The sequence below is a fragment of the Streptomyces sp. HNM0575 genome (genome assembly GCF_012726265.1).
GTDB lineage: Bacteria > Actinomycetota > Actinomycetes > Streptomycetales > Streptomycetaceae > Streptomyces.
This window is the reverse complement of sequence record NZ_JAASAG010000016.1, coordinates 46,465-72,258: the sequence shown is the minus strand read 5'-3', so window position 1 is coordinate 72,258 and position 25,794 is coordinate 46,465. Positions and strand designations below refer to the sequence as shown.

Sequence of the window (25,794 nt, the reverse complement as noted above, 5' to 3'; positions counted from 1 at the left end):
GCGAGGGCCGTCGATGGGCGCGAACCAGCTCAGCGCGACGGAGGCTGGTTCGGCGGCGGAGGCGGCGAGTTCGGAGGTCCACCGAACTGCCCCGTTGGAGCCTGGACTTGCTGCCCCGGATACTGCTGCGGCGGCACCGCCGGACCAGCGCCCGAACCCCATGGATCACTCACCCGATCCCGACCGTCCTTCCGCTTCACCAGCACCACGATCAAAACCGCGACACCCACGAGCACAAGGAAGATCAACCCGAAGAGAACGATCGGCGGGCCCAGCACGAACATCCAGCCCGAGGAGTCGTCCGAAGACGAGCCCGAATCAGAACCAGAGTCCCCAGCGGCCGCACCCGACGGCTTGTCCGCCTGAGCCAACGGCCCGGCCTTCGGACCCGCCGGATAGTCAGACGTCACAGCCCGGAAGGGCCGAACCACGCCATAACCGAACTTCTCATCCGGCAACTTGGGCGCATTCCCCTTGGCATCCGTCAGCGGCTTGGCCGACTTGATCAAGCGATTGATGACCTGCCCCGCAGTGAGGTCGGGATGCTTCTCCCGAACCAAGGCCGCAGCGGCAGAGACGTACGCAGTGGCGTCGGAGGTGCCGCTGGTGATTCCATACCCGGATTCATGCCTCCTGTTCGCCGTGATGTTTTCCTCGGCCGGCGCGACCAGGGTCGTGTTCGACCCCCAGGACGACCCATCCCACATGGTCCCGTCACGCCCGAGACCACCCACGGATACCACTCCGGGATAAGCCGCAGGGTAGTTCCTGTGCTTGCCAGGAGAATTGCCGGTACCCGCCACAACGACGGCATCCTTCGAGATCGCGTACTGGACCGCCTCGCGATCTCCCTGGTCGTCAGGTCCCGCATACGAGAGATTGACTACATCAGCGCCGTGATCGACTGCGTACCGAATACCGTTGCCGTAACTGGAGGCAGTCGGCACGGTGATGGGCATGATCTTGGCTTCGGGCGCCAGCCCTTTCATGCCGGACTTGCCGCCTGCGCCATGACCGTGCGCAGCAATCAGGCTGGCCATCGCCGTGCCATGCCGACCACCGTCAATGGTGTCGGATTTCCCATCCGTGTAGTTCTTGCCGGCAAGTACGGAGCCCTTGAGGTCAGGGTGACCTTTGTCCACTCCGGTGTCGACAACAGCTACGGTCACCTCCTTGCCTGTGGCTTGCTGCCAAATATCCTCTGCTGCAAAGAAGTCCAGGGCCCACTGACGGTCACGGATGTCATCAGCAAAAGCTGATGGAACGAAGCCGAGGAGCAGGGCCCCCGTCAACGCTCCGGTGCCCACCAGGTGCAGCGCTCGTCGAAGACTCAACTCCTGCTCCTCTTCGTACTCTCGACGACGGCCCCCGCGAAGCCGCTTCTCGCGAGGGCCATCCGTCTTCCTCAGTGGCTATCTGCCACCGTTTCTACTCGATCGTCTTCGGCACGCTACGGCCGTCTTCCGGCGTCCAGGTCTCTTCGTCCTCAACCAAGTAGTCGGGACGGCTTCCCTGGTCGCGCTCTTCTTCTCCGGGCCGCTGGCTCGTGCCCCGTGCACCGCCGAGCATCCCGGCGCCGCCTCGCCCGGCGGCTCCCGATGCACCACCCCGGCCCTTCCCAAGACCCGTGCCACCGGGAGTCGCAGGCTTGCCGCCGCTGATCCCCTTGGGGGCTCCGGCGACACCGCCCCTCGCCCTTGCCAGCGCGCCACGCCCCGCAGCACCTGCGGCTCCCCTGCCACCGGCAGCGGCACCGCCTCCGCGAGCGCCCATGCCGCCCGCACCGCCGATACCCGCACGTCCGGCGGCGCCCCGGGCGGCCCCGGCAGCGGCTGCTCCGCCGATGAGTCCGCCACCGGGCACACCGGCGGTGGCCCCAGCGCCTCCGGCACCGGCTACGCCGCCACCCGCCCCGGCTCCGGAGACAGCACCGCCGCCCGCGGCGCCGGCAGTTCCTCCACCGGAAATACCCGACGGCAGGCTGTCGACGTTCGTCTGACTCGCCGGTACTTGTTGACCGCCGGAGATTCCAGGGTCGCGGGGGCCGGTCGTCTCGGGCACCTTGCTGGTACCGGCCATGCTCGTTGAGGACTTCACCCTCCCACCGGATGAGGGTGTGGATGCGGAGCCCGACGGCGCTGGAATGGGCACGGGCATCGGCGTCTGGGGGTTGGAAGGCGGCACGCCCTGATCCGGAGGGTCGACCGGAGTTTTGATCCGCTGTCCGTACCCGACGTAGCTCCGCCCCAGGTTCTCCATGATCGCGACGGCCTTGAGCTGCTCTTCCTTCTCAGCCCCGATGTAGCCCTCGTTGGCCTGCGCGATCAGATCCTTCGGGATGTTCCCGCTCTTGATGTCCTGCTCCGTGTACTTGTCGTCACGTCCGGAGTCCGTGACGCAGTCCCATGCCTTGGAGAACCAGCTGGGCTTCTCGATCTTGCTGATCGCGTCCCGCTGTGTACGGAGGTCGTCCGACGCCTGCGTCATCACCTGAGACACGTTGTGGGCGTGCGACGCGCTGTTGGTGATCTGCTGAAGGATTCTCTCAGCCTTGGCCTTGAACTGGTTGGCGCTCTCGCCTTCCCAGTGTTCGAGTACGTCGTCGACGGCCTTCTTCAACTGACCGTAGGCACTGTCGCCCGAAGGGGACCCGCCACCGCCCTCACCGACCAGCTTGTCGTGAACTCGCTTCCAGTTCTTGCCGATTCCGTCAACGCCGTCCGGGTTGGCGTGCTCGATCATGCCCTTCAGCTGATCGATGTCGTGAGTCGTGAAGTCGGTCTTGAGGTGGAACTGCTCATTGACCTTCTTGTAGTCCGAGATCTCTTTCTCGTGACCTTTCAGGCCTTCGTTGTGAGAGTCCGTCTTCGCCTGCTCGATCGCCCGCCGCTGAGCCTCGATCTGCTCCTGTGACGGCGCTTCGTAAGCCGGATATCCCATCAGCTGCCACTCCCCACCGTTGAAATCTGGTCAGCGCACGTCACTTGCCGCCACCGGCTTCCGTCGATACACCGTGCTTGGTCTTATGCTCCTGGTCGTCGTAGTTGCGGCGGACCTGCGACGCATTGGAGCTGAACTGATTGATCAGGCCTTGCAGTTGCTTGATGTAGCCCTCGATCGCGTCCTTCATTCCGGAGTGCGCACCGCGGAAGCCCTCTTCCTCCGCGAAGCCCTTCCCCAGCCACCCCGGAGGCAGGTACGTCTCGTACTTGGCGCAGGTGTGCGGGCCGCCCATGTCGTCGACGACGCGGTTGAGCTTCTTGATGACCTCGTCCAGGGCGCTCAGATCGACCTTGTATCCGCTGCTCATTGCCCCGTCTCCTCTCCCCCTGCTGCCTAATGCCTCGTTGAAGTTGTGGTGTCTGCCGCGTTGCCCTCGGGTGAGCGCTTGCGGCGGTGGTCGCGGGCTGCGATGGCAGTGCCGCCGATCAGAAGTGTCAGTACGGTGCCTGCGGCCATGACGTAGACCGAGATGCGCTGGGTGCGTTCCGTGGCGCTCTCGCCGACGGTGAGGTTCATCGGCGTGACATGGCGGCTCTGCTGCCGGGTGTCCGAGTGCGGCTCGTCCTGCGGTGGGTCGTCGTCACCGGTCAGGGCGGCGACGGGATCGACGACGCCCCACCCGAGTTGGGTGTCGTTCCTGGAGCCGGGCCGGTCCGCGGTCTGCTGCATCCGGCCGGCGATCTGCTGTGCGTCCCAGTTGGGGTACTTCTCGTACATCAGCGCCGCCACACCCGCGACGTACGGCGCGGAGAACGAGGTGCCGTCGGCCGGGCACTGGCCGCCGTCCGGGACGGTGGAGACCATGCCGACTCCGGGTGCGGCGATGTCCACGAAGCGCCCGGACTGGGAGAAGTAGGCCCGCTCGTTGTTGCGGTCGGAGGCCGCGACGGCCAGAACCCCCTCGTACGAGGCGGGATAGGTGTACTCCTGCTTCCCGTTGGCTCCGTCGTTGCCCGCGGCGGCCACCACGAGGATCCCCGCGTCCACGGCCTTCTGTATCGCTGCTTGAAGATCGGGACTCGACTTCTTGTCCGCGGTGTCCGAGGAGATATTGATGATCTTGACCTTCTTCGACACCGCGTAGTCGATGGCCTTGGCCAGCGTCCTCGCGTTGCCCTTCTCCTCCGGGTCCTCACTGCCCGTGTAGCGCAGCGGCAGGATCTCCGCGGCCGGCGCGATGCCGGTGAAGCCCGATTCCTTGTCCTTGGACTTACGGGCGGCGATGATGCCCGCGACCCGGGTGCCGTGGCCCTCGACGTCGGTCGTGCCGTTCTTCGACTTGCCGACGAAGTCCTTGCCGCCGGAGCCGAGTGCGGGGCGGATCTGCGGATTGTCCTTGTCGACGCCGGTGTCGATCACTGCGACCGTGACGCCCTTGCCGGTGGCCTCGCTCCACAGCTCGTCCAGCAGTACGCGCTGGAGCGACCACGGCGTGCTCTTGATGTCCTTGCCGCCGAACTTGCATTCGCCGGTGCTGTCCAGACCCGGATCCTGGCCCGTACGGGCATGCTCCCGGCCGGCGGACGAACCGCCGGGCTGCCGGTGATGCGCCTCATCCGCGGTGGCGGGCACCGCGGTGCCGACGGCCGTGAGTCCCAGCGCCGCGAGCACCACGAACGCCCGCTGCGCGCAGCGGGTCTTGCGGGAGCGCCGCCCGACGGCCCCCGTGCTCAGGGCGTTCTCATCGGACCCGCTGACATCGGATCCACTGGCAGGCATGGACATGGTGTTCTTCTCCCCCGGGGGACGCCGGTCCGTGCCGACGTGCTCACCCCGGCCCGGTCGAACGCCCTTGACGCAACGGCAGGAGCGGGCCGGCCGGTGACGGCCGGACCCACTCCTCGTACGGGCGCTGCCGGTAGCTCAGTTGCCCCAGACGTTCGCGTTGCTCTTCTCGGTGGACTGGTAGTTGTCCGCCGAGTTCTGAAGCGCGGTCGAGATCTTGAGCAGAACCTGGTGCAGGTGGTCCGCCGTCTGGTCCCACTGGCGCTGCTTGGCCTGGTAACCCTCCTGGGCGGAGCCCTCCCAGGTGTTGGCGACGCGCTTCACCATGGCCTCGAGGTCGTCCAGCTGGCTCTTGATGCGGCCGGCCGTGGACCTCACGTCCTGGGAAGCCTGCGACACCGTCTGAAAATTGACGAGAATTCCGGACACTTTACGACTCCTCCTTCAGCGATTCTTCGGTAGCAGTAGCTGTGAACTCGTATGGCGCGGACGCCGGTTGACCGGTCGAGTGGACCTTGATCAGCCGAAGTCCGACATGATCTTGCTGACCTCGGAGTTCTGCTGCTCTTCCGTCGCCGAGTAGTTCTGGCGGGTGGAGTCGACCGCTTCCTTGATGTCGTTGAGGATGTTGTTCATCTTGCGCGCATCCTCGTTCCACTGCTGCTGGAGCCGGTGGTAAGCGCTGGCCGCCTGACCCTGCCATCCGCCGGCGATCTGGGAGATCACACCGTCGAGGCGCTTTACCTCACCCTGGACGGAGCTGTTGACCTCGCTGATCTTGGACGACAGAGCCCGGAGCTCGTCCTCTGTTACCCGAAACTGTCCTGCCATGGCGCACCTTCCCCCATGTCTTCTGTAACGTCTCAGCAGCCCGCGTCGGGCTGATGGGTCACCCTATGCCACGTACAGAACGGGCCGTCAGCTGACACCGTGAGAACACTACCTTGCCCCACCGACACAGCCGTTCGCATGCCATTACCGTCACGTGGTCAACACACCGCCGCGATCGATTCGTGATCGCGGCGCAGCCGGCACTTTCGTGCACCGCACTGACCCTGCCCCCGGCCCACCCCGCGAAACCCTTCAAACCCGCGGGAATGACGCAACTCCCGCCCCTAAGACGGGACTTGTGCGCTACACGGGAATCCGCCGGCCGATACGCGAAGTCGTTACGGCTGTCACGCGCCCCTCACAGTCCCTGTTCCTGCGACGCGCTCCTGGTGTCCAGCGTGGGCCCCTTCGGCAGCAGCGAGGACCAACTCCGCGGCACGGGCGCGACCTTGGCCTTCTCGTAGCCGAGGCGCGCGGTGGGGCTCTTCTCGCTGGAGCCCGAGCCCTGCTGGCTGTCACCGCCGCCCTTGGGCAACGCGTAGCGCAGACCGGAGTCCGTCAGCAGGTACTGGGTGCCGCTCCGGCTTCCGCTCCCGGTGACCTCCTGGTAGAGCAGCCCGGAACCGGAGCTGACGTACGCGCTCGCCGCGCCGTCGACGATGTTGGCCGGGTACCGCGGGCCCGCCCACGCGGCGAGTTGCGGCTTGCCGCCGGACGTCTTGCCCGTGTAGACGCTGCACGAGACGGTGCGCGAGGTCGAACCAATCCCCTCAGCGGGGCGGTTGACCTGGTTCATGATGTCCCGCGGCCAGCCCTTGCCTCCGGTGGCCGTGTTCTCGCTCGCACCCGCGTTGGCCATCTGGAGCTCGTTGACGGTGATTGGCTTCTGCTGTCCCAGGCCCGCCCCGCCCATGGCGAGCTTGCCGACGAGCGGTGTCGTGCGCTGCACCTTGTCCTTCATCACGACGTAGTAGTACGACGTGTTACCGGCCCTGGACCTCAGCACCTTTCCGACCTCTCGGCCCTCGGGCGGGAGTTGGTCCGCCCCGGAGAACGACGCGGGACTCCCCGCCCCGGCGCCGCCCAGGTACGGAAAGGTGAGGGGGTCGCCGGTGTTGAGCGTCTCCAGCCACTGGCTGGACACCTTCTGCGGGTCGCCGGGGTTCTTGATGGCGAGCCTTGTCAGCAGGCTCCGCTCCTTCAGGAACTTGGCGTTCTCCCGCATGCGGTCGTGAAGAAGCATCTTGGTGCCCGTCCCGTCGACCATGTACTGGTCGCCGGTCTTGCTGTCCTCGACGAACATTGCTTCGCCGTCGCCCAGGCGGTTCTTGTCCTTGAGCTTGTTCTTGTCCTGCCCGCCGAGTACGAACATGCCCTGCTGCGGCTCGCCTCGGGCGTGGGAGCCCGGCTTCTCGCAGACGGCCCACTCCTTCGGGGACTCGGCGTCGGCCGTGCTGGGCAGCCGGTCCGGCGCGTAGGGAATGCCGATGGTGGAGCCGCGCGCGACGGTGCTCTCGTCGATGTCCTTGCCGGAGACCTCTATGACCTGGCCCTTGCCCTTGTCCAGGACGAGCTTGGCGGAGGCGAAGTTCAGCACCGGGTGGAGCTGGGGGACCTTCTTGCCGTTCTTGTCGCGCTCCTTGAGGACCACATACCTGGTCGTGGAGTCGCTGTCCACGATGATGTGCTCGCCCACCGTGCTCCAGCCGTGGGGCGCGCTGGGGGCGATCGCTCCCCACGCGACGGCGCCGGCGACCAGCACCAGCCCCACCACCATGCTGGGCATCATCGCCCGTACGGGACGCGGGGCCTCCTCGTCGGACACTCTCGATTCCGGCTGTAGAAAGGCTGCAAGCGTGCGCTTCCGCGCGAAGGTGTGGGCGCTGAGCTCGTCCCGCCGCGTCGCCATCGGTCCCCGTCTCTCCCGTTTCCGTGCTGGTGAAGTACCCGGTGCTGGTGGTGACTTGGAGCGTGCACCGGCGTGCGCACCGGTCCGCTCCGCCTCATCCTCCGGCGGTGTGCGGTCCCGGGTCGTCGTGTGCGCCGTGTGCGCCGCCGCCCTGCGCGGCTCCGCGCCGCCCCCGAGTCCGCCTCCCCCGACTGCACTACTATGCCGCGCCGCGGTGTGTACGCAAACGACAGGGTGGCGCGGGAGCGGGCACATCCGCCAAGGGTCGCGGTATCCGCACAATGCCCTCACTTGCGATGACCACCGGCCGCCTGCGGGACCCCGTCCGCGATGAGTATCCTGACGTCCGGCCGGCGTCCGTTGCGTTGCGGGCCGGTCCGGTTCCGCGTCGTACGCGCACGTCACGCGCGCACACGTACATGTGGAGCCTGTGAACCGACGGCACGGCAGGGGGCGACCGCAGACGCCGAATCGGCGGGGACCGCGAACACGACGTCGGTCTGCACGCGTCCGCGAGCGGAATCGGCGGGCGCGGTCGGCAGCCGTTCCGGGAGCCGTGCAGACGACATCTCGAAGGGGAAGTACGGGGGATGACGAGCGCCACCCGCAGCCGGTCCGGGGACCGGCGCGTTCCGTCGCAGCGGAACGACGAGCAACAGGCCGCAGGCGCCTCGCAGCCGCCCGCCAACGCGACGCTGCGGCTGAGCAGCAAGGCCGGCAGCTTCGGCCCCGTGCGGCTCCAGCAACTGGTGCTGATCGAGATCGCCGCCGGGCTGCTGCTGCTCGCGTGGATCGTGCAGAAGTGGCTGCTGCTGCCCGCCGCCGTGGCGGCCGGGCTGCTGACGGTGTTCGCCCTGGTGCGCCGCAGGCAGCACCCGTTGTCGGAGTGGTACGAGCTGAAGCGCTCGCTGCGGCGGCGCAAGCGCGGCGCCAAGTACCCGGTCCCCGCGGGCACGGATCCCAGCCTCGTGCCGGTCGTCGAGTGCGATCCCGCGGTGCAGACGTCCACCTATGTGACGCGTGAGGACCGTGCGGTCGGCATGGTCGGCGACGGCACGTTCCTGACCGCTCTTATCGCGGTGGAGGGCAAGGACGCTCCGCTGCGCCCGGGGCGCACCGGCCGCGTCGAGCGCCCCGTACCGCTCGATGTGCTCCACGACGCGCTGACGACCGACGACATCCGTCTGGAGTCCGTGCAGATCGTGCAGCACACACAGCCCGCTCCGGCGCCGCACCTGCCCGAACAGTCCGTGGTGGCCCGGTCGTACGGGACGCTCCAGGAGGCTTCGGGAATCCCGTCGCTCCGTATGACCTGGGTGGCGCTGAAGCTCACGCCCGAGCTGACGCCCGAGGCGATCGAGGCGCGCGGAGGCGGACTCGGCGGCGCGCAGCGCTCGTTGGTGCGCGCGGCGGATCAGCTCGCGAGCCGGCTCGAAGGCGCGGGGTTCAGTGCGTCGGTGCTCAACGAGAGTGAGGTCGTCCAGGCCCTCGCCACCTCCTCGTGCCTCAACCCGCGTGCGGGCAACGCCGCTTCGCCCGACGGCCGCCCGGCGCAGCGCCGTACGGAGGAGTCGGTGCGCGGCTGGCGCTGCGACGACCGGTGGCACACGACGTACTGGATCAGCCGCTGGCCGCAGGTCGGCCCGAGCGCGGTGAGTTCGGCGCACCTCGCGTCGATCCTCACTTCGCTGCGCGTGTTCACCTCCGTCTTCAGCCTGACGCTCGGCCGGGGCGACGGGCGTTCGGCCGCCATCTCGGGGCACGTGCGCATCGTCACCCACAGCGAGAACGACCTGTCCACCGCGCGGCGTGAACTCCAGCGCACGGCGAGCCGGGCGAAGACCGGACTCGTCCCGCTGGACCGGGAGCAAGTGCCCGGCGTGCTCGCCACTCTGCCCCTCGGAGGCACCGCCTGATGTCCACTCCGATGATGCCCAGGCAGACCGGCATGCCCGGTGCGGGCCTGGGGCGCCAGCAGCCGCAGGGCGGCCTGGGGCAGGACGGCGAACCGGCACAGCCGCGGCACGTGGCGACGGCCACCGACACGGGAGTCATCCCGGTCTTCGGCCAGTCCGACGAACAGGAGCAGGCGGCCCGGCCGCGCCGTCCCGGATTCGGCCTGCGCGGGCCCCGTCATCTGCGGCACCGCGTCGCGGTGGAGCAGCTGGGCGCCATAGGGGTGCCCCTCGGCGACGACGGCGTGGTCATCGGCACGGACGCGCAGCGGCAGCCCGCGGTGCTGGGCCTCAGCCGGCGGACGGCGTACGACGTGCTGCTCATCGGCGGTCTGTGGACGGCGCAGGTGCTGGCGCTGCGGGCCGCGGGCACGGGCGCGCGCGTCGCCGTGGAGACGGGCCGTGCACATGTGTGGACGTCGCTGGTGCGGGCCGCGGGCGCGGAGCAGCAGTGCATGACGCTGTACGACGTCGGCCATGTGCCGTCGCTCGGCCCGTCCGTGAGCAGCCCCGTCGTCATCATCCGCGATTGCGGCATGAAACCGCCGCGCGGGCGCGTGACTTCGGCGCCGTGGCAGTCCGTGGTGACGCTGCTTCCCTACTTGAGCCCGGCCGCGCCACGGCTGTTGCAGACGTCGTCGCTCGTGGGCATCCAGCGGGTGTCCCCGGAGGAGTCGTCACATCTGGCACGGACGATGCGGCTGCCGCGCGAGGAGACCGACGCGCTTCCGACGCTGGGCGACGGCGTCACTCTTTGGTGCACTCGCAAGGACAGGTACTACTCGCTGACGCAGCCGACGGACGTCGAGGCGGGACTGCTCGGCAACGCCCGGCGTCTGGACTGAACTTCGTTCCGGTCCGGACCGAACTCCGTTCGGCGCACGGCCGGTTCGGCGCGGCCGGTTCCGCGGGCACCGGGCCCCTGCTCCCGGTGCCGTCACCCGTCAGCGCCCTCCTCGCCTGACACTCGTCACCCGTAACGCCCCTGCCTCCGCACATGCCTGCCCGCACCGCCGGGGTACAGGACGGACAGCAGGCGTGAATCGGCGGAAAGTTGACCGCCGGACGGCGTGCTCCGAGACTGGACCGAGACCTTCGGCTGGTTGAGTCGGAGCAGAGTCGAACAGAAGTGGCCCCCGGGCACTGAGCACGACGGGGCCACAGTGCCGTGCCCGGAGCCATCGTGATTAGGCTGGGCCACTGCGCAACAAACGGGGTGTGCGACCACACAGCAGGAGGCATTGTGAGCAGCGATCGGGACGAGATCCGCTGGGGCAGGACGGGGCCCGATACCGATCGGTTCGACGCTGACTCAGCGCCCGAGAACGACACTGAGTCGACGGGGCAGTTCACCATCGACTACACGCCCCCTGCCTGGTACACGCAGGACGCGGACAGTGCCGCCGCCCCCAACACCCCCGGCGTCGGGGAGAATCCGAGCGGTCCGACGACGCCTGCCCCGTTCGCGGGTACGAGCCCGCCGCAGCCGCTTCCGGGTGCGCAGCCCGGGGAGCCGGCGGGTCCAGCCGGTCACGGGCCGGGTCCCGGTAACGGTCCCTTCGCTCCCGAGCCCCCGTATTCGGCGCCTTCGCCGCCTCCCCCTCCGCAGGCCCCCCCGACGCCGGAGCCTGTCGAACACGACCCCCGGAACCAGCCGTTCAGCCCGTCCGGGCCACCGAGCGGCTCGTTCGGCACGCATGCCCCGGACGCCACCCGGATGTTCGCGCCCCTCACGCCGGACGACTCGAGGCCGCAGCCGGATCAGCAGGAGCAGGGCGGACGGCAGGAGTGGCAGCAGCCGGCGGGGGCCGAACCGGAGGCGACGGAAGCGACTGCGGAGGCGCCCCCGGAAAGAACCTCGGAGACCTCTGCGCACTCTCCTCCGTCGTTCCCCTCTTTCCCTTCCTTCCCGTCCGTCCCGCAGTCGGCCGAGGACTGGCGGTCGCCGGCAGACGACGGTGACCGCGCTGAGGGCACGGTGGGCGCCGACTCCGGCGACGTGTCCCCCGCCGCGGCTGCGGACGACGACTCCCGTGCCGATGAAGGGACTTCCGCCGAGGACGATCCGTCCATGACGGGCGAGACGCCCCGGCCCGACGGTCAGGACACCGGCAGCACGGGCATCGCGGACGGCACCTACAGCACGGGCAGCGTCGCGACCGGGGACATCGGGAGCGCCGAGGAGTCCCGTACGTCCGGCGAGGAGCCGGCGGATGAGGACGGCCCCGGGACGGCGGACGCCGCTGCCGAGGAGGAGGCGGAGGAGTCCGTCTCCGCCGACGACAGCGGAGACGGCCACTCCGGCATAGCACCGCCGCCGGAGGAGGGCCCAGTCGCCGGACCGGCGCCACTCCCCCAGGAGAACGCGCCCTGGGCACCGTCGGCCGACGGCGGCGATGTGGCACAGCCCGCTCAGTCCGACGAACTGCCGCCGCTGCCCCCGGACTTCCAGCCCGCGACATCCGAAACGGACGGCGCGCCCGTAGCGGCCAATCCGCCGCCCGCCGCCGCGGCCCCGTCCGCGGAGACCCCTGCTCCTGGTACGCCTGCGGCCGGTACGCCTGCGGCCGGTACGCCCACGCAGCCGCCGCAGCAGGGCGGTTATGGCTACCCACAGCAGGCCCAGCCTCAACCGCCGCAGGCACAACCGCCACAGCAGGCCCAGCCTCCGCAGGGTTACGGCTACCCCCAGCAGGGCTGGCAGCAGCAGCCCGCACAAGCACAACAGCCCGCACAGCCCGGCTACGGCTATCCGCAGCAGGCACAGCCACAGCCGCCGCAGGCTCAGCCACCACAGCAGCAGACGCCTCCCAACCCCCAAGCCGCACAACCCGGTTACGGGTATCCCCAGCAGGCCCAGCCACCACAGGGCTACGGCTACCCGCAGCCGGGACAGCAGGCACAGCCCCAACCCCCGCAGGCACAACCGCCACAGCAGCAGACGCCTCCCAACCCCCAAGCCGCACAACCCGGTTACGGGTATCCCCAGCAGGCCCAGCCACCGCAGGGCTACGGCTACCCACAGCCAGGCCAGCAGGCCCAGCCCCAACCCCCACAGGCACAGCCACCCCAGCAGCAGGCCCAGCCTCCACAGGGTTACGGCTATCCGCAGCAAAGTCAGCCGGGCGCACAGGGTTACGGCTACCCCCAGCAAGGCCAGCCCGGCCCGCAGGCTCAGCAGCCCCAGCCGGGTCAGCCGCCCCAGCCCGGGCAGCCCTACCAGCAGCCTCAGCAGCAGCCGGGCCCGGCAGGACCTGCCGGACCGGCGGGCCCCGGCCCCCAGGGTCCCCCGCCGCCCGGTGCCGATCCCGGTGCCGTGGCGTCCGGACAGTCGCCCGCCGAGGACGCGCGGCGCCAGGGCCAGGGCGGCAACCCCCTCGGCTACACGGCAGCGGTGGAGCTCTCGTCGGACCGTCTGGTCAATAACCGCAAGAAGCCGCGTTCCCAGAACCCGGCGCTGGGCGGCAAGTTCCGCTTCGGCGGCAAGAAGGAGGAGGCGGAGCGCGAGCGGAAGCTGAGCCTGATCCGTACGCCCGTGCTCTCCTGCTACCGCATCGCCGTCATCAGCCTCAAGGGCGGCGTAGGCAAGACGACGACCACGACGGCGCTCGGTTCGACGCTCGCGCAGGAGCGGCAGGACAAGGTCATCGCCATCGACGCGAACCCCGACGCGGGCACCCTCGGGCGCCGCGTCAGGCGTGAGACGGGTGCGACGATCCGCGACCTGGTGACGGCGATCCCGTATCTCAACAGCTACATGGACATCCGCCGCTTCACCTCGCAGGCGGCGTCCGGGCTGGAGATCCTGGCGAACGACGTGGACCCGGCCGTCTCCACCACCTTCAACGACGACGACTACCGCCGGGTGATCGACATCCTCGGCAAGCAGTACCCGATCATCCTCACCGACTCGGGCACCGGGCTGCTGTACTCGGCGATGCGCGGAGTGCTCGACCTCGCCGACCAGTTGGTGATCATCTCCACCCCGTCCGTGGACGGCGCCAGCAGCGCGAGCACGACGCTCGACTGGCTCTCGGCCCACGGGTACGGGGACCTGGTGCAGCGGAGCATCACCGTCATCTCCGGTGTCCGCGAGACCGGAAAGATGATCAAGGTCGAGGACATCGTCGCGCACTTCCAGACGCGCTGCCGCGGCGTGATCACCATTCCTTTCGACGAACACCTCTCCGCGGGCGCCGAGTTGGACCTGGACATGATGCGTCCCAAGACGCGCGAGGCGTACTTCAACCTCTCGGCCCTCATCGCCGAGGACTTCGCACGTCAGCAGCAGGAGCACGGACTGTGGTCGGGGAACGGCAACAACCCGCCCGCACAGATGGCGCCCCCGCTGCCCGGCCAGCAGCAGGGCCAGCCCCCGCAGCAGCAGCCGTACGGTCAGCACCCGTTCCCGCAGCAGCAACAGCCACAGCCGGGGCAGCAGCCGTATCCGCAGCAAGGCGGTGGCGGCGGGTGGCCGCAGCAGCCTCCGGGGCAGGTGCCGCCGCAGCGCTAGCGGTCTCGACCGGCCCGGAGGGCGCCGACGCTCGAAGGGCCGGACGGGGTGCGCCCGTCCGGCACTCGCCGTGTGCCTGTGACGTACGTACGACGGCGTCCGCCCGGTCCGGCCGGTCGTCAGCGCGGTCCGGCCAGTCGGTGCGGCGTCCCCGCGTCAGCCCGTTCCGCGAGCGCGTTCCGCGAGCCCGTTCCGCGACGTGCGGCCGCCCCGGCTGCGGTTACGCCTCCGCGCCCGCCACCAGCGCACGGCAGCGGTCGACGTCGTCGGCCATCCGCTCCATCAGGGCGTCGAGGGTGTCGAACTTCTCCTGGCCGCGGATGTACTGGAGGAAGTCGACGGAGACGTGCTTGCCGTACAGGTCCAGATCCACACGGTCGATCGCGTACGCCTCGACGGTGCGTTCGGTCCCGTCGAACTGGGGGTTCGTGCCCACGGAGATCGCCGCGGGCATCCGCTCGCCGTCGGCGTTCAGCCAGCCCGCGTAGACGCCGTCGGCGGGCACCGCGGTGTGCGGGACGGTCTCGACGTTGGCCGTGGGGTAGCCCAGTTGACGGCCGCGCTGCGCGCCCCGTACGACCACGCCCTCGACACGGTGCGGACGTCCCAGGACCTCCGCGGCGCCCTCGGTGTCACCCTCCGCGATGAGGCGCCGCACGAGCGTCGAGGAGAAGGGCTCGCCGCCTCCGGCCGCGCCCCGTTCGTAGAGGTCGACGACCACGACCTCGTAGTCGTACGTCTGACCCAGCTCGGCCAGGAACGCGACGTCGCCCGAAGCCCTGTGCCCGAAGCGGAAGTTGGGCCCCTCCACGACGCTGCACGCGTGCAGCTTGTCGACCAGTACCTTCGCGACGAAGTCGGCGGGCGTCAGCTGCGAGAACTCGGCCGTGAAGGGCAGCACGAGCACCTCGTCCACGCCCAGCTCCCCCATGATCTGCGCACGGCGCGGATGCGGCGCGAGCAGCGGAGGGTGGCTTCCGGGCCGTACGACCTCGCTGGGGTGGGGGTCGAAGGTGACGACGACGGCGGGCACGCCCAGCTCACGGGCGCGTGCCACCGTCCGGTCGATGATCAGCTGGTGCCCGCGGTGCACCCCGTCGTACGAGCCGATGGTGACGACGCTGCGCCCCCACCCCTCCGGGATGTCCTCCAAGCCACGCCAGCGCTGCACGTCCCTGCTCCTCGCCGATGCCGATGTCCCGATGCTTTCGCCGGTCCAAGGGTGCCATGCTGCTCAGCGGCTCACGCACGGGACCCGGGCCCCGGCGGCTCCGCGGGTGCCCGGGGCGGTGGGCTCCGCGGCGACAGGGGCGGTCAGGGCAGTGGGGGCGGTCGGTCCGGCAGAGGCCGGGGCGGTCGGTCCGGCAGAGCCCGGGGCGTGCGGTCCGGCATCCGTAGCGGTGCCCGGGGCGGTGCCCGGAACGGCGGCACTCGGGCCCGCGGCGTTCGCGCCTTGTGCGCCCGTGGCTTCGCGGGCGGCGGCCCGCCGTCGGTGCCCCGAGGCTTCCAGCGCCGCGTCCAGCACCGCCGGATCCCGCTCCCCCACGAGCAGCACGCTCAGCAGTTCCTCCGCCACCGGTCCTTCGAGGGCGCCCAGAGCACGAGCGAGGCCCGCCCTCAGCGGCGCATACGGCGTGCACAGCAGCGCATCGGTGAGCAGCTGTAGCCCGGGACAGCACTCGCGCGGGCGGTGCGCGAGCCTGCCCCGTACGAATGTCGCCAGCGCCTCGGCGGCGGTCTCCGGCCGGATCTCCGCGTACTCGCGCACCACTTCCGCGACCGGTACGGCGAGATCCGCACGCCGGACGCGGGCGAGCACCCCGGTGAGGTGGTGCGCCCCACCGCCGGGCCGGTCGCACAGATATGAGCGGAACGCCGCGAGGGCGGGTGCGGGCCGGTCGCAGACCTCGCCGGCGAGCGCGTCCGCCAGTTCGGCGGAGCCCGTGGCGGCGAGCAGGCCGAGCGCGGCGTCGAGATCACGGTCCCGTTCGGCGGAGGCCGCGGACGCCCCTGGCTCCGACGCACCCTGCTCCGCGGACGGCCCGCCCTCCGGAGGCGCCGGGTGCGCGACCGGGTGCGCGAGCGGGTTCGCGGGCGGGGACACCGACCGGGACGCGGTCGGAGACACAGACGGGGACGCAGACGACTGCGAACCCTGCCGGAGCCTCAGCAGCATCGCCATGGCCGACGGCGCGTGCAGTGCCGAGCCGCCGGGGATACGCAGCAGCGCGTGCGCGGCACGTTCCAGATGCCGTCGGTCGGCCTGCGAACGCGCCCTCCGCGCCAGCCGCGGCCCGTACTCGGCGGCGGCGATCTGCCGGAGGGTCGCCGCGTGGTTCGCCCAGCGTTCGACGGCGCGGCACAGTGCCGAGGGTTCCTCTTGCGCGAGTTCGCCGAGTAGTTCGTCCGCACGCGGATGGCAGGCGTCGGTCAGCAGGTCCAGCATCAGGTCGCCCGCACGCCGGCCGTGTGCGTACAGGAGTGCCTGAGCGGCGGACGCGACGGTGGGCCGCGGCAGTCCGGCCTCCCGCTGCCCGTCCCTGTCGTCCTGCCCGTCCCTGTCGTACTGGTCGTCCCGGGCCGGTACGGAACCGGAGCCTGTCCCGGAGCAGCCACCGGAGCCGGAGGCGCCTTCCGATGCCGCGCGTTCGGTCAGCGGCCGGCGGTCGGTGAACCAGCCGCACAGCAGCGGCAGTACGGTCTCCGGCTCCGCCGCCAGCAGTTCGCCGACGACGTCGATGTACCGCTCCTCCGGCTGCTTCCCGCTGCGGCCGCCAGCGGGTGGTGCGTCCGCGGGGAGCAGCAGGCGCAGCAGACCGATCCGCTGCGGGGCCGGCAGCGCGAGCCGCCGCCAGAACGACGGCCCCAACTCCCCTGCCGCTCCACGTACTCGGGTGCCGAAGTGCTCCGCCAGCCCGCGCAGCAGCCCGTAGTACGGGCGGGCGTCGGGCACGCGCAGCAGCGTGTCCCTCAGCAGCCGCCCGGCCCACCAGACGGCCTCACCGCACGGATCCTCCGGACCGGCCGGGCTGGACCCGGCGGACGCGATCACGTCGGCGAGTGGACGCAGCCGCCTGTCCAGGGCGTCCGCCCCCTCCAGCGTTTCGCAGAGCACCAGGGCGTGTACGACGGGGCCGATCCGTCGCCTCGGGATGCGGGGCTCCGCGGCGGCGGCACCACCGGCTCCGTCCGTGGCGTGGCCGCGTCCGTGCACGAGCGCCGCCAGCGCCGCGTCCACATCCAGGTGCCGGCCCTGCAACCAGTCGCCGAACTCCTCGTCGGCGAACCGGAATCCGTCGCCCGCCGCTTCGAGCACCCCCACCGAGAGCACCGCCTCGGCCCAGCCGCCCGCTCGCGGGAACACCTCCTCGAAGTCGTACCGGCCGAGGGAGCCCCCGACCGGTCCGAGACTGCGGCGCGCGGCCTCGTGCAGCGCGCCTGCCGTACGGACGGCGAGGCGCCGCAGCACTACGGGCGGTGCCGCAGCGGGCAGTTCGCGTGCGATCCGCAGAGCGGTGAGGTCGAGATAGGCGGCGAACACGGCGTCTCTGCCGAGGGGTTGGCGTGGTCGTGGGGGCTGGGGCGAGTGCCCTGGCGGGCGGCAGTCTCCGGCAGGCGCCGCGACACCGACGGCGGCCTGACCGCACCCTTCGACGAGGTCCACGCGCCCGACGAGACCGACGCGATCGAAGGGTCCGGTCCGATCGCCCTCGTGATCCGGTCGGCCCCGGTGTCTGTGATCTCCCCGATCGTGTTGATCGTCGCGGTCGTTCTGATCTTCGCGGTCCTGTTGACCGCCGCGGTCGTTCTGATCTTCGCGGTCGCTGTGCTCATCGTCGTCGTTCGGCTCATGTCGGTCGTTCTGATCCGCACGGATCTCCGCCAGCATGCGCATCGTCAGCGGGTGTCCCGCATCGGGTGCCGCCAGGTCGTCGGCGCCGAGCCCGTACAGCGCGCGTGCGTGAGCCGCCTCGGCGGCGGCCAGCTCCGGGAGAAGCACGCACGGCGGCAGCCCCCGGGGAGCGTCGTCGGCCCGGCGAGCACCGGCGGCGAGGCGGGTGCCCGGCCCGTCGTACAACAGGCCGGCGGGCATCAACGGACCGAGCTGCTCCCACTGTTCGGGACCGCAGGCGACGATCATCCGGGCACCGGCGGCACGCAGCCAGCCCGCCGTTCCCGCCGTCCACCGGCGCAGGTCCCGGGAGAGGCGTGCGGGCATCTCCTCGGGCGCGTCCAGCAGCACCAGCAGCGGGCGGCGCGCCTCCCGCGCCAGCCGCGCGACGACGTCCGCGAGGGACGACGCATCGGCGCACGGGGATTCGGCACGAGACCCAGACTCATCGGCGCACGTCGACTCGTCCGTGCCGCCCGCCGGGTGCCTCGCCGGTGGCGCCTCCGCCGTCAACGCCCGTCCCACGGCCTCCCTTACACTGCCGTCGCCCTCGCGCAGTTGCGCGCCGCGCAGCCAGATCGTGGGTGCGGGCTCGGACTCGGCCGCCCGCTCGGCCGCCCGCTCGGCGGCCAGCGCGGCCAGCCGAGTCGTACGGCCCGTTCCCGGTCGCCCCACGAGGGCCGTCACCGAGGCGTCGCTTCCGCTGAACTCCCGCAGCGCCCCGGCGACTTCAGGGCGGTCCACATGGCGGGAGGCGGTGGCAGCGGCGCGCTCCAGCGCCGGGCGCACGGTCGTGGCCGTGAGCCGCAGCGCGCCCGCGAGATTGAGGTCCGGGCCCGTCCCGGGGACGGTCGCGCCGTTGCGGGCGAGCGTGGCCGCCAACCGGCCCTCGACGTCCCAGAGTCCCGCCGTACGCAACGGGACGGCGAACCCCGCACGGCGGTCGCAGCCGCCGGGAGCGTGCAGCGCCGTGCCCACCACGGCGAGGACCGCGCCCGTGACAGCGTCCAGTACGGGAGAGCCCGACGCGGGCCCGTCCAGGCGCAACCGTACGTGCGCGCCCTCGGGGAGCCTCAACTCCAGTGCGCCTTCGAGGTCTTGGAAGCGGGTCGTGGACGTGTAGGTGACGGTGGCGGATGCCCCGGCCAGCGTCGCCCGTGTCCAGCCGCCGTCCTCACGCGCAGCGCCCTGCCCCTCACCGCCCTCGTGCCCACCATCGTGCCCGCCGTCGTCGCACCCTTCGCCGTACCGGCCGTCCTCGTGCCCATCGCCGTACCGGCCGTCCTCGCGCCCACCGCCCTCGTGCCCGTCGCCGTACCGGCCGTCCTCGCGCCCCGTGAAGATCCGTACGGGAATCCCGGACGTGCCCGGAGCGCCTGCCCGGTCCGCGCCGATGAGCAGCGGAGCGATGCCGAGACCGTCCGTACGGATCAGGGCGAGGTCCCACTCCGGCAGCGACGTGATCCCGTCGTCCTCCACGAGCAGACCCGGGCGGCCCCGCGCGTGCACGACGACGCGGGCCAGACCGTCCACCGCCTCATGGCTGGTGACGACCGTGCCCGTGCCGTCCGCGACGAAGCCCGTCCCGCGCGTACGCCCCGCCAGATCGCAGATCCGCACCAGCGCCTGCTCCGCGAGCACCGCTTCCCTCAACTGCAACGCACCGCCACCCGCAACGCACCTCGGCAGTTCCACCGGTCGAACCCGGGCGGACTCACCGTCCGGACCCCGGACCAGACCCCGGTCCGAACTCCCGGCGTGAACTCCCGCTTCCGACGTCCGGACTCCTTGCCCGGCCTGAATGTCCCGACCGTAGAACGCAGTTGATCACCGGCGACAGAGCCGACCGGGAAAGCGCCCCCGCACACGCCCTCGACTCACGCCGAGCGCCCGTCCGTTGGGGTGAATACCGCGATACGCAGGAATGCAACGCAAAAGGGGACAAGCCCTGAGAGGGCCCCGCTGCCCGCCCCGACCGGCGGCTACGCGGTCACGACCTCGCACTTCACATCCGCCGCGATCAGCGACAACTGCTCCGGCACCGCCCGGGCATCCGTGACGAGCGTCCACGCACCGCCGTGCCGCGCGTGATACGGGAACGGGCTGCTGCCCAGCTTGGAGGAGTCGGCGAGCACGAACACCTCGCGCCCGCGCGCCGCCATCAGCTCCTTGGAATGGGCCTGTTCGAGGCTGGGGCAGGAGAGACCGTCGCGGGCGTGCACACCGTCCGCGCCGAGGAAGACCAGATCGGGTGTGAGCCTCCGCAGCGTCTCCTCGCCCTCCGGGCCGAGGATCGCACCGTTGGGACGGCGCACCCGGCCGCCGAGCACGACCAGTTCGACGCCCTGCGCCTCGGCGAGATGGCGCAGGGCGATGGTGGAGTTGGTGATGACCGTGAGCCCGGTACGGGCGTTCAGCGCCCGCGCGAGTCGACCGGTCGTGGTGCCCGCGTCGATGAGGATCACGTCGCCGTCGCGCACCCGCTCGGCCGCGGCCCTTGCGATGGCCTCCTTCTGAGCGCTGTTGCCGGACTCCTTCTCGTCCAGGGTGCGTTCGGCCGCGTGCCCGCCCGCGACGGCGCCGCCGTAGGTGCGGTGGATGTGCCCGTCCCCGGCGAGCTGTTGCAGATCGCGGCGGACGGTGGAGACGGAGATGCCGAAGCGCGCGGCGAGTTCGGTTATGTCGCCGTTGCCGGCCAGCACCTCCCGGAGGATGTCGTCGCGGCGCCGCGCCGTACCACGGCGCGGCGCGCGGACGCGTGCGGCGGTCAACTCCCGTCCTCCGCGGGGTCCTTCGAGGTGGACGACCCGGACCCTGAAGCCGATTCGGGCACCGAACCGGAGACCTTCCCGGGCGGTACGGACGCCGTCGTGGCCGCCGCCGCAGCGCCCCGCGCCGGCTCCGCGGAAGGACGCAGCCCGGTGAGCACCAGCACCACCGCCACCGCGAGGAACCCGGCGAGTACGGCGAACCCGGTCACGCTCGTTCCCGTGCTGTCCGTCAGCCAGCCGACGATGTAGGGGCCCACGTAACCGCCCAGATTCCCAAGGGCGTTGATGAGTCCCATGGCGACCGCCACGACCTCGAAGCGCAGCACGCCGCCCGGGATCGCCCAGAACGGACCGTACGGCGCGTACACGGCACCCGCGGTGACGCACAGCAGCAGCATCCCCCACACGCCGCCCTCCACGACCTGTCCCAGCAGCAGAGCGACGATCGCGACGACGAGAGGCACCGCCACGGCCTGACGGCGCTTCCCCGTACGGTCCGACCAGGCCGCGTTGGCGACCATCACGATCAGCGCCACAGTGAACGGGATCGCGCTGAGCAGCCCCACCTCAGTCGAAGAACCGTCGTGCGTAAGGGTCTTGACGACGGACGGCAGCCACAGCGTGAACCCGTAGAAGCCCGTGATCCAGAAGAAGTAGACCCCGATGAGGACCAGCACGGACCGCTGCCTAACGGCGTCCAGATACGAACCCGAGCCGGTGGCGGGCTTGCCGGCCTCGTCGGCGGCCAATTCGCCCTCGACGTACTCGGCCTCGCTCCGCGAGATCCAGCGCGCCTGCGACGGGCGGTCGGCCACGGCGAACCACCACACCACCGCCCACACCAGCGGCGGAAAGCCCTGGAGCATGAGCACCCAGCGCCAGTCCATGTGGTCCAGCATCAGCCCCGACAGCGGGGCCATGAGGATGGAGGAGATCGGCAGGCACGCCATCCACAGGGCGTTGGCCCTGGCACGCTCCCGCAGCGGGAACCACGAGGCCAGCAGGATCAGCACCGCCGGCCACACCCCGCCCTCGAACAGCCCGAGGACGAACCGCGCGACGTAGAACTGCTCCTTCGTCTGTACGAGCCCGCAGGCCATCGCGGCGACGCCCCACGCCACCATCAGGATCACCACGGTCTTACGGGCGCTCCAGCGCTGCGCGAGGATCGCGCCGGGAATCTGGAGGAAGACGTAGCCCAGGAAGAAGATGCCGGTGACCATGCCCTCGTCGGCGGGCGACAGGCTCAGGTCGCCGTGCATGTAGGGCAGGATCACGGAGACGTTGCTCCGGTCCACGAAGGCCAGCATGTACATCACCACGGCTACGGGGATGACGTACGTCCAGCGCTTCGCAGGTATCGGCGTCCCTGACTCGGAAGATGTGGCGGCTGTCATGTGCGGCTCCAACTGCGCTGCTCGGTAAGGGAATCGGGGGCTCAGGCTCCGTCGCCGTACGCGGCGCGGATGCGTTCGGTCGAACCGCTGAAGTCGGCGCCCGCACGGAACGCGGCGGCCATGGTCTCCGGGGACGCCTTCCCGGTGCCCGCGATGTCGAAGGCCGTTCCGTGGTCCACGGACGTACGGAGGATCGGCAGGCCGACGGTCACCGAGACCGTTCCGTCGAAGTCGACGGTCTTCGCGGGGATGTGGCCCTGGTCGTGGAAGTGCGAGAGCACCCCGTCGAACCGTCCCTGAAGTCCCTGGTGGAAGACGGAGTCCGCCGGGACGGGCCCGGTCACGTCGAGTCCCTCCGCCGCGGTCCGCTCGACCGCGGGCCGCAGCGCGGTGATCTCCTCGTCCCCGAAGTGGCCGTTCTCCCCGCCGTGCGGGTTGATGGCGGCGACGCCCAGGCGGGGCTCGTCGTGGCCGAACACCCGCAGCGCGGTGACCGCGTGGCGGATGCTGGCGGCGACCCGCTCCTCGTCGATCTGGTCCAGCGCCTTGCGCAGGGAGACGTGACGCGTCGTGAAGAAGATCTTCAGGCCGCGGACGACGAACATCGTGTCGAAGTGTGCGGCGCCGGTGAGTTCGCCGAGCATCTCGGTGTGGCCGAGGTGTTCCGCTCCGGCGGCCCAGACCGCCTCCTTGTTGATGGGGGCGGTGACGATGCCGTCGACCTCGCGCGCCATGGCGGCACTGGTCGCCGCCTCGATCGCGGCCACCGCCGACCGGCCCGCCACGGCGCTGACCTGTCCCCATTCGAGGTCGTCTCCGGCGATGCCGAGGTCCAGGACGTCGATGGTGCCCGGCGCGAAACGCGCTTCCCCGACCGACGCGACCGCGTTCACCTCCACGTCCAGGCCGCACACCTTGGCGGCGCGCCGCAGCACGGCGGCGTCCCCTACGGCGATGCCGCGCCCGATTTCCGCGGTACGCGGACCGGCGAGGGTACGGGCCGTGATCTCCGGCCCGATCCCTGCCGGGTCACCGAGGGTGACGGCGAGTACGGGAAGCCGGCGGTCGGTCATGGTGAAACCTCTTCTGCTCTGGGGTGGTCGGGACTCGGACGTTCGGGACTCGGACGTTCGGGACTCGGACGTTCGGTTCTCAGTAGGTCGGAACGCGGGCGGTCGGGGCTCTGTCGGGGACCGCCGGGGAGACCGGGGAGGCGGGGAGCGCCGCGGGAGTGCATGGCACGCAGCCGTTCCAGACAGGCCACGGCGGCGTCGGGACCGCCGATCAGGCCGCCCTTGGTGGCGAAGGGCATCCCGCTGTGCGGACCGCCGACGAGATGACCGGCGACGGCCAGCGGCAGCACCTCCGCCTCGATGGCGAACCCCTCGGCGCCGAGCGCCCCGGTGACGGCGGCCGCGACATCGCCGCCGGAGGTGTAGAGCCCGCCGGGGCCGAGGGCGCTCACGGCCTGCACGGCGACCTCGGCGAGGCAGCGCAGGATGCGCTCCGCCGCGTCGGGATCGCGCACCGCGCGCGGAGCGACCCGTACGCCCAGCACCGAGGCCCCGGAATCCGCCGCCGCACTCAACTCGCGGACGATACGCATCGGTTCGGGCGCCGCCTCGTCCGGATCCATCAGCACGTAGTGGGCGCCGAGCGCCTTCTCGGTCCTGGCGAGCTGTTCGTGCGTGGCTTCGGTGACGCTGCCGACGATCGCGAGGATGCGCGGCGCGTCTCCGGACGGCCGGACTCCCAGCTCCGCGGCGAGCGCGGCGCCGAAGGGCCCGGAGTCGAGGGAGATCCAGCGCGTGCCGTCCTCGGCGCTCAGCCGGGCGGCAGCCGCTGCGACGGTACGCAGATGTCCGTTCTCGGTCGCGTCGCAGATCACGACCTGCCCGGCCGTACGGCGCAGCGCGTCCAGCACGCCGTCCTCGCCCTCGTCGACGACGTCGAGGGGGATTTCGGCCGTGCGCAGCGTGCTCTGCTCACCGATGACGGAGGCGACCCGGGAGTGCCGTACCGAGTTGAAGAGGTCCTGCGCGGCAGCGGTACGGGTGAGCGGCACTCCGTCCACGAGATGGATGCCCCCGACCGTCGTGCGCCCGGCGTCGGGAAACGCCGGAACGGCCAGTACCCGTACGGGAGTTGAGACCGGAGCCCCCGCGGACGAAGAGCGTGCCGGAGCGTGGCGGGCGGTCATCGCGTCGACCACGGCGTCGAGTTCACGGCCGGGGTTGCCGCGCAGGGTGGTGTCGACGCGCTTGACGACGAGCGCCTCACCCACGCCCGTCGGCCCCGATGCGGCCCCGTTCGTGACGGCGGCGGTGGCGGTGGCGGCGCTAGTCGCCGCGTGGACGACGTCGTAGCTCTCGGCGGCCGTGAAGCGGCGCGAACCGGTGTTGACGACGAGTACGTCGACGGCGTCCCTGTAACGCGGTACCTGCGCGAGATCGCTGACCGTGACGGTGTGCAGACCGAGCCGGGCGAAGAGAGCACCGGTGGCGTTGCTGCCGGTGAGGTCGTCGGCGACCACCAGAATCTGCGCCACGATGCCCCTCCGCGCTGCCCCTGCCACTTCAACTTGATCGATTCGCGCAATGTTTCCTGCGCGTTTCGCTCAGCGAAGCGTCGTCGCCGCGCTCTTCAAGTGTCAAGAGGTACGGGGCGAGGACTTCTCGCACGACTTCTCGCACGGATCGCGCAAGTCCGGTGCGTGACGGCTGACGGCTGACGGCTGACGGATTTCAGATGACCAACGACAGATGACAGATGACAAACAACAGGTGGCAGCTGACGGATGACAGATATCAACATCTGTCATCTGCCACCTGCCAGCCGTTAGCCCTCAGCCCTCAGCCCTCAGACGAACACCGCGAGGCTCTTCGCCCGCCCCGCGCGATCCTCCACGAGCGCCACCAGCCGCCCCTCGGGGTCGAACACCGCGGTGGGCACCGTCCCGGGCGCCGACTCGCGTGCGGGCATGCGCAGTTGGACCCCGTTGCCGATCAGCCGCGCCTGCTCCGCGTCGACGTCCCACCGCGGGAACGCGGCGGCCGCCGCCTCCGCGAGCGGCACCAGCGGAACGCCCGCACCGCTGTCGGTCTCGCCCTGCAACTCCTCCAGCGACCGCGCGTCCTCCAGCCGGAAGGGCCCGACCCTGGTGCGCCGCAGCTTCGTCAAGTGGCCGCCCGTGCCCAGGGATTCGCCCAGATCGCGCGCCAGCGCCCGTACATACGTGCCGGAGGAGCACACCACCGACACGAGTACGTCGGTGACCTCCGTACCGTCCGCGGCCCGCTCCCCGCTCCGCACTTCGTGCACCCGGAACTCGGAGACCGTGATCTCGCGGGCCGCCAGCTCCACTTCCTCGCCCTCGCGCACGCGCTGGTAGGAGCGCTTGCCGTCGACCTTCACCGCGCTCACCTTCGACGGCACCTGACTGATGCGGCCCGTGAGCTTGCCGACGGCGGCTTCGAGAGCGCCGTCCGTGATGCCGGACGCCCCACGGGCAGCGGTGACTTCGCCCTCCGCGTCGTCGGTCACGGTGGTCTGCCCGAGCCGGACCGTGGCGGCGTACTCCTTCTCCGTCAGGGCGAGATGCCCCAGCAGCCGCGTGGTCTTCCCGGTGCCGACGACGAGCACGCCCGTGGCCATCGGGTCCAGCGTGCCCGCGTGCCCGACGCGCCGGGTGCGGGCCATGCCGCGCAGTTTGGCGACGACGTCGTGCGACGTGAAGCCGGCGGGCTTGTCGACGACGACGAGCCCGCCCGGTTCCTGGTCCTTCTTACGCGCCACAGG

General features: G+C 70.8%; 17 protein-coding genes and 1 pseudogene. 4 read left to right on the top strand and 14 right to left on the bottom strand.

The features are described from left to right. Window positions 1-29: 29 nt before the first annotated feature. From HCC61_RS28610 to eccB, 7 genes are all read right to left on the bottom strand, one after another. Window positions 30-1,334: a S8 family serine peptidase gene (locus HCC61_RS28610; RefSeq protein WP_240969376.1), complete on the bottom strand. Its 1,305-nt coding sequence runs from the start codon at window positions 1,332-1,334 to the stop codon at window positions 30-32. Between the two features lie 94 nt (window positions 1,335-1,428). Next, a complete protein-coding gene (locus HCC61_RS31365) occupies window positions 1,429-2,940 on the bottom strand; it encodes a hypothetical protein (RefSeq protein ID WP_169140460.1) in 1,512 nt (503 codons plus the stop codon). Window positions 2,941-2,980: 40 nt separating this feature from the next. Continuing rightward, window positions 2,981-3,310: a hypothetical protein gene (locus HCC61_RS28600; RefSeq protein WP_169140458.1), complete on the bottom strand. Its 330-nt coding sequence runs from the start codon at window positions 3,308-3,310 to the stop codon at window positions 2,981-2,983. Between the two features lie 26 nt (window positions 3,311-3,336). Then, a complete protein-coding gene (gene mycP / locus HCC61_RS28595) occupies window positions 3,337-4,722 on the bottom strand; it encodes a type VII secretion-associated serine protease mycosin (protein ID WP_169140456.1) in 1,386 nt (461 codons plus the stop codon). A 144-nt stretch (window positions 4,723-4,866) separates the two neighbouring features. Beyond that, window positions 4,867-5,157 (bottom strand): WXG100 family type VII secretion target, encoded by a 291-nt coding sequence (locus HCC61_RS28590; protein WP_169140454.1) that lies wholly within the window; start codon window positions 5,155-5,157, stop codon window positions 4,867-4,869. Window positions 5,158-5,247: 90 nt separating this feature from the next. Beyond that, entirely contained in the window at window positions 5,248-5,559 is a 312-nt protein-coding gene (locus tag HCC61_RS28585; protein ID WP_070018068.1) for a WXG100 family type VII secretion target, read from the bottom strand. Between the two features lie 358 nt (window positions 5,560-5,917). Continuing rightward, window positions 5,918-7,468 carry a type VII secretion protein EccB gene (gene eccB, locus HCC61_RS28580; protein ID WP_169140452.1) on the bottom strand — a complete coding sequence of 517 codons (1,551 nt, stop codon included), beginning with the start codon at window positions 7,466-7,468 and terminating at the stop codon, window positions 5,918-5,920. A gap of 590 nt (window positions 7,469-8,058) precedes the next feature. Here eccB and eccE point away from each other — a divergent pair. The 4 genes and pseudogenes from eccE to HCC61_RS28565 all read left to right on the top strand — a co-directional run bounded on the left by eccE (window position 8,059) and on the right by HCC61_RS28565 (window position 13,936). Beyond that, window positions 8,059-9,384 (top strand): type VII secretion protein EccE, encoded by a 1,326-nt coding sequence (eccE, locus tag HCC61_RS28575; protein ID WP_169140450.1) that lies wholly within the window; start codon window positions 8,059-8,061, stop codon window positions 9,382-9,384. 14 nt (window positions 9,385-9,398) lie between these two features. Beyond that, entirely contained in the window at window positions 9,399-10,268 is an 870-nt protein-coding gene (locus HCC61_RS28570; protein WP_240969374.1) for a hypothetical protein, read from the top strand. A 323-nt stretch (window positions 10,269-10,591) separates the two neighbouring features. After that, window positions 10,592-10,807 (top strand): annotated as a pseudogene (locus tag HCC61_RS31360) (SCO5717 family growth-regulating ATPase); the annotation flags it as partial. Window positions 10,808-11,494: 687 nt separating this feature from the next. After that, on the top strand, window positions 11,495-13,936 hold the full coding sequence (locus HCC61_RS28565; protein ID WP_169140448.1) for a MinD/ParA family protein: 2,442 nt from the start codon (window positions 11,495-11,497) through the stop codon (window positions 13,934-13,936). Window positions 13,937-14,156: 220 nt separating this feature from the next. On the opposite strand, the gene HCC61_RS28560 is transcribed toward HCC61_RS28565, so the two are convergent. From HCC61_RS28560 to truB, 7 genes are all read right to left on the bottom strand, one after another. Further along, window positions 14,157-15,107 carry a bifunctional riboflavin kinase/FAD synthetase gene (locus tag HCC61_RS28560; protein WP_169140446.1) on the bottom strand — a complete coding sequence of 317 codons (951 nt, stop codon included), beginning with the start codon at window positions 15,105-15,107 and terminating at the stop codon, window positions 14,157-14,159. A 63-nt stretch (window positions 15,108-15,170) separates the two neighbouring features. Beyond that, window positions 15,171-19,523, bottom strand: coding sequence for a hypothetical protein (locus HCC61_RS28555; protein ID WP_169140444.1), 4,353 nt, complete (start codon window positions 19,521-19,523; stop codon window positions 15,171-15,173). Window positions 19,524-19,810: 287 nt separating this feature from the next. Beyond that, a complete protein-coding gene (locus HCC61_RS28550; protein WP_169140442.1) occupies window positions 19,811-20,599 on the bottom strand; it encodes a DeoR/GlpR family DNA-binding transcription regulator in 789 nt (262 codons plus the stop codon). Further along, window positions 20,596-21,996: an MFS transporter gene (locus HCC61_RS28545; protein WP_169140440.1), complete on the bottom strand. Its 1,401-nt coding sequence runs from the start codon at window positions 21,994-21,996 to the stop codon at window positions 20,596-20,598. The genes HCC61_RS28550 and HCC61_RS28545 overlap by 4 nt, the downstream gene beginning before the upstream one ends. Before the next feature lie 41 nt (window positions 21,997-22,037). Further along, window positions 22,038-23,069, bottom strand: a complete 1,032-nt coding sequence (gene pdxA, locus HCC61_RS28540) for a 4-hydroxythreonine-4-phosphate dehydrogenase PdxA (protein WP_169140438.1) — start codon at window positions 23,067-23,069, stop codon at window positions 22,038-22,040. After that, window positions 23,066-24,544: a four-carbon acid sugar kinase family protein gene (locus HCC61_RS28535; protein ID WP_169140436.1), complete on the bottom strand. Its 1,479-nt coding sequence runs from the start codon at window positions 24,542-24,544 to the stop codon at window positions 23,066-23,068. The genes pdxA and HCC61_RS28535 overlap by 4 nt, the downstream gene beginning before the upstream one ends. A 311-nt stretch (window positions 24,545-24,855) precedes the next feature. After that, complete coding sequence (gene truB, locus HCC61_RS28530) at window positions 24,856-25,791, bottom strand: tRNA pseudouridine(55) synthase TruB (RefSeq protein ID WP_169140434.1); 936 nt, start codon at window positions 25,789-25,791, stop codon at window positions 24,856-24,858. Window positions 25,792-25,794 lie beyond the last annotated feature (3 nt).

What these genes read in the sequence shown, in the direction of transcription:
- HCC61_RS31365 (WP_169140460.1), bottom strand. Translation starts at nt 2,940, where the DNA reads ATGGGATATCCGGCTTACGAAGCGCCGTCACAGGAGCAGATCGAGGCT.
- HCC61_RS28600 (WP_169140458.1), bottom strand. Translation starts at nt 3,310, where the DNA reads ATGAGCAGCGGATACAAGGTCGATCTGAGCGCCCTGGACGAGGTCATC.
- mycP (WP_169140456.1), bottom strand. Translation starts at nt 4,722, where the DNA reads ATGCCTGCCAGTGGATCCGATGTCAGCGGGTCCGATGAGAACGCCCTG.
- HCC61_RS28585 (WP_070018068.1), bottom strand. Translation starts at nt 5,559, where the DNA reads ATGGCAGGACAGTTTCGGGTAACAGAGGACGAGCTCCGGGCTCTGTCG.
- eccB (WP_169140452.1), bottom strand. Translation starts at nt 7,468, where the DNA reads ATGGCGACGCGGCGGGACGAGCTCAGCGCCCACACCTTCGCGCGGAAG.
- eccE (WP_169140450.1), top strand. Translation starts at nt 8,059, where the DNA reads ATGACGAGCGCCACCCGCAGCCGGTCCGGGGACCGGCGCGTTCCGTCG.
- HCC61_RS28570 (WP_240969374.1), top strand. Translation starts at nt 9,399, where the DNA reads ATGCCCAGGCAGACCGGCATGCCCGGTGCGGGCCTGGGGCGCCAGCAG.
- HCC61_RS28565 (WP_169140448.1), top strand. Translation starts at nt 11,495, where the DNA reads ATGACGGGCGAGACGCCCCGGCCCGACGGTCAGGACACCGGCAGCACG.
- HCC61_RS28545 (WP_169140440.1), bottom strand. Translation starts at nt 21,996, where the DNA reads ATGACAGCCGCCACATCTTCCGAGTCAGGGACGCCGATACCTGCGAAG.
- pdxA (WP_169140438.1), bottom strand. Translation starts at nt 23,069, where the DNA reads ATGACCGACCGCCGGCTTCCCGTACTCGCCGTCACCCTCGGTGACCCG.